The organism is Gemmatimonadota bacterium, from assembly GCA_021295815.1.
Lineage (GTDB): Bacteria > Gemmatimonadota > Gemmatimonadetes > Longimicrobiales > Gaopeijiaceae > JAGWBQ01.
Genome location: JAGWBQ010000021.1, coordinates 1 through 2,879 on the forward strand (window position 1 = coordinate 1; position 2,879 = coordinate 2,879).

Genomic DNA, 2,879 nt, shown 5'->3' on the forward strand with positions numbered 1-2,879 from the left:
GGAACTTACCCGACAAGGAATTTCGCTACCTTAGGACCGTTATAGTTACGGCCGCCGTTTACCGGGGCTTCAATTCAGAGCTTCGCGTGAGCTAACCCCTCTTCTTAACCTTCCGGCACCGGGCAGGCGTCAGTGCCTATACGTCGTCTTAACGACTTTGCAGACACCTGTGTTTTTGCTAAACAGTCGCCTGGGCCGATTCTCTGCGGCCCGCTTCGGCTCCACCATGCGTCGGCTTCACCTACCACGGGCTCCCCTTTTCCCGAAGTTACGGGGACATTTTGCCGAGTTCCTTCTCCGCAAATCACTCGAGCACCTTAGGCTTCTCGCCTCGCCTACGTGTGTCCGTTTACGGTACGGTCGCAGCGCCAACTCCCCAGCGAGGCTTTTCCTGGCGGCATGATTAGGGACCCTTTGCGGGGACCGAGGTCCCCTTCGGCGTCGGTGCTCGGCTAAAGAGGTTTTTCGTCCTCTCAACGCCTACCACCTTACATCGGCGATCCACATGCCGACGGTCCTTTCACTCCCGCGTCCCCCCTCTGGGTAATAACGCGAACACTGCGGTACAGGAATGTTGACCTGTTTCCCATCGCCTACGCCCTTCGGCCTCGGCTTAGGGACCGACTAACCCGGAGCGGATAAGCCTGGCTCCGGAATCACTCTGTTTATCGCGTACTCATTCCGGCATGCTCGCTTCCCTGCGCTCCACGGAGGACCTTCCGGCTCCGCTTCTCGGCCCAGGGAACGCTCCCCTACCATGATTCGGCGCACCCCGAGGGGTGGCCGTCACATCCGTAGCTTCGGCGGTGCGCTTGAGTCCCGACCATTATCGGCGCGGACACACTTGACTAGTGAGCTATTACGCACTCTTTAAAGGAATGGCTGCTTCTAAGCCAACCTCCTAGCTGTCTCTGCATATCCACATCCTTTCTCACTTAGCGCACACTTGGGGGCCTTAGCTGACGGTCTGGGCTGTTTCCCTCTCGCGGACGGACATTATCGCCCGCCCACTGACTCCCAGGGTTCATGTCTTGGGCATTCGGAGTTTGATTGGGTTCGGTAACCTGGTGGGGCCCCTAGCCCATTCAGTGCTCTACCTCCCGGACAAAATCCCTGAGGCTATACCTAAATATATTTCGGGGAGAACCAGCTATCTCCGAGCTTGATTGGCCTTTCACCCCTATCCACAGAACGGTTCGGTCCTCCACCGGGCATTACCCCAGCTTCAACCTGGCCATGGATAGATCGCGTCGGTTTCGGGTCTACCCCCATGTACTTCGGCGCCCGTTTCGGACTCGCTTTCGCTTCGGCTACGGCCCAGAAGGCCTTAACCTCGCACATGAGGAGTAACTCGCCGGATCATAATGCAAAAGGCACGCAGTCACCCGCGTCCCATCCGTGGACGGGACCAGGCTCCTACCGCTTGTATGCGCACGGTTTCAGGTTCTATTTCACTCGCCGTCAGGCGTGCTTTTCACCATTCCCTCACGGTACTGTTCACTATCGGTCACGAGGTCGTATTTAGCCTTGGAGGATGGTCCCCCCAGATTCAGCCGGGGTTTCACGTGTCCCGGCCTACTTGGGAACTCTGGCTCTCGACGCGGTGCGTTTCGCTTACGGGACTCTCACCCTCTGCGGTCCGCCGTTCCAGGCGCGTTCGACTACGCTTGCGTCTCGATTCTCCAGAGCCCCGCAACCCCGGCGGGCTTTAACCCCCACCGGTTTGGGCTATTCCCGTTTCGCTCGCCGCTACTCAGGGAATCTCATTTGATTTCTCTTCCTCCGGTTACTTAGATGTTTCAGTTCACCGGGTTCGCCCCCTCTCGGGTGACGGGGCATTACCCCCGCCGGGTTTCCCCATTCGGAAATCCTCGGGTCGAAGCTCGCTTGCAGCTCACCGAGGCTTATCGCAGCTTGCCACGTCCTTCATCGCCTCCTCGTGCCTAGGCATCCACCGTACGCACTTTACCACTTGACCAGCATTCGCCGGTCACACCGTTTAGCCGTCACACTTGCTTTGCGACCCGCTTCTCCGTGCCGGAGAAACGGACCTAAGGCTCTCATCACTACTCTCAACCTGATATTTTCAAACACCAAACGGGGCGTGCGGCATTTCGACGCCACCCCAGATCGATCGGTCTCTTGGACCAGGTATGCGAGTGCTTGAGCAGGAAGACTTCCGAGGTACCTTTCCGATCCGATGGCGGAGACGGTGCTCCGCGCCGGGCAACTTCGCCCACGGACCTTACTCGGTGTCTCCGGATAAGGAGGTGATCCAGCCGCAGGTTCCCCTACGGCTACCTTGTTACGACTTCGCCCCAGTCACCGAACTCGCCTTAGGCCGCTCCCTCCTCGAAGGTTGGGTCACGGACTTCGGGCGCTCCCGGCTTCCATGGCGTGACGGGCGGTGTGTACAAGGCCCGGGAACGTATTCACCGTGGCATGCTGATCCACGATTACTAGCGATTCCGACTTCATCCGAACTTGGACCGGCTTTTTGGGATTCGCTCCTCCTCGCGGGATTGCAACCCTTTGTGCCGGCCATTGTAGCACGTGTGTAGCCCCAAGCGTAAGGGCCATGATGACTTGACGTCGTCCCCACCTTCCTCCGGTTTGTCACCGGCAGTCCCCCATGAGTCCCCGACATTACTCGCTGGCAACATGAGGCGAGGGTTGCGCTCGTTGCGGGACTTAACCCAACATCTCACGACACGAGCTGACGACAGCCATGCAGCACCTGTTCCGCAGCCCATAGGGAGGGCCCCTGTTTCCAAGGGCTTTCCACGGAATGTCAAGCCTGGGTAAGGTTCTTCGCGTTGCTTCGAATTAAACCACATGCTCCACCGCTTGTGCGGGCCCCCGTCAATTCCTTTGAGTTT

The 2,879-nt window shown here is 58.6% G+C and carries 2 rRNA genes (1 of these 2 running past the window's edge); both read right to left on the reverse strand.

Going from position 1 to position 2,879, the window contains the following annotated elements:
* Positions 1–1,978 (reverse strand): 23S ribosomal RNA (locus J4G12_09065); the annotation flags it as partial.
* A 285-nt stretch (positions 1,979–2,263) separates the two neighbouring features.
* Positions 2,264–2,879: ribosomal RNA gene (locus J4G12_09070) — 16S ribosomal RNA — on the reverse strand (it continues 910 nt past the right edge of the window).